This is a genomic window from Streptomyces sp. NPDC086077, assembly GCF_040686175.1.
In the GTDB taxonomy this organism is placed as follows: Bacteria; Actinomycetota; Actinomycetes; order Streptomycetales; family Streptomycetaceae; genus Streptomyces.
Map to the genome: position 1 here is coordinate 1 of NZ_JBFBJT010000325.1, position 1,048 is coordinate 1,048.

Below are 1,048 nucleotides of genomic sequence, written 5' to 3' on the forward strand. Positions count from 1 at the left end.
CGTTGGTGTGCGGCGTCGACGAATTCCACGAAGTCGGCGAGGTCGCCGAACTCGGGGAGTACCGCGGTGTAGTCGGAGACGTCGTAGCCGCCGTCGCGCAGGGGGGACTGGAAGAAGGGCGGGAGCCAGAGGCAGTCGACGCCGAGCCACTGCAGGTAGTCGAGCTTGGCGGTCAGGCCCTTGAGGTCGCCGACGCCGTCGCCGTTGCTGTCCTGGAAGGAGCGGACGAGGACTTCGTAGAAGACGGCACGTTTGAACCACTCGGGGTCCCGGTCCTTGGCGGGGGTGTCCTCGAAGGTGTCCGGCACGGGCTCGTTGACGATCATGTTGTGGGTGACCCTCCGATCTGCGGGGTGGACGGTCGCAGGACGGTGAGGATGTGCGCCGGCCGGTGGCCGGGTTCCAGGCGCACATAGTTGGCCCTGCCCCAGTGGTAGGTCTCGCCGGTGAGCTCGTCGCGCACCGGCACCGACTCGTGCCAGTCGAGGCCGAGTTGCGGCATGTCCAACGAGACCGTGGCCTCCTGGGTGTGGTGGGGGTCGAGGTTGACGACCACCAGAACCGTGTTCGATCCCGAGCGCTTCGAGTACGCGATCACCGCTTCCTTGTCCGTGTGGTGGAAGTGCACGTCCCTCAACTGCCGCAGGGCGGGGTGCTGCCTGCGGATCGCGTTGAGCCGCGTGATGAGGGGGGCGATGCTGTGCGGGGCGTCCCAGTCACGGGGCTTGAGCTGGTACTTCTCCGAGTCGAGGTACTCCTCGCTGCCCTGTCGCAGGGGGACGTTCTCGCAGAGTTCGTAGCCCGAGTAGACGCCCCAGGTGGGGGAGAGGGTGGCGGCGAGGACGGCACGGGTCTCGAAGGCGGGCCGGCCGCCGTGCTGGAGGTGGGCGTGCAGGATGTCGGGCGTGTTGACGAAGAAGTTGGGCCGCATGTAGGAGGCCGCCTCACCCGATAGTTCGGTCAGGTACTCCGTCAGTTCCTGCTTGGTGTTGCGCCAGGTGAAGTAGGTGTACGACTGCTGGAAGCCGATCTGGGCCAGGGTGTGCAT

General features: G+C 66.7%; 2 protein-coding genes. Both read right to left on the reverse strand.

Going from position 1 to position 1,048, the window contains the following annotated elements:
* A partial coding sequence (locus AB0O67_RS37370) for an alpha-amylase family glycosyl hydrolase (protein WP_365460583.1) occupies window positions 1-326 on the reverse strand: 326 nt, incomplete at its 3' end.
* On the reverse strand, window positions 323-1,048 hold a 726-nt coding region (locus AB0O67_RS37375), incomplete at its 5' end, for a DUF3459 domain-containing protein (RefSeq protein ID WP_365460585.1). The genes AB0O67_RS37375 and AB0O67_RS37370, both read right to left, overlap by 4 nt.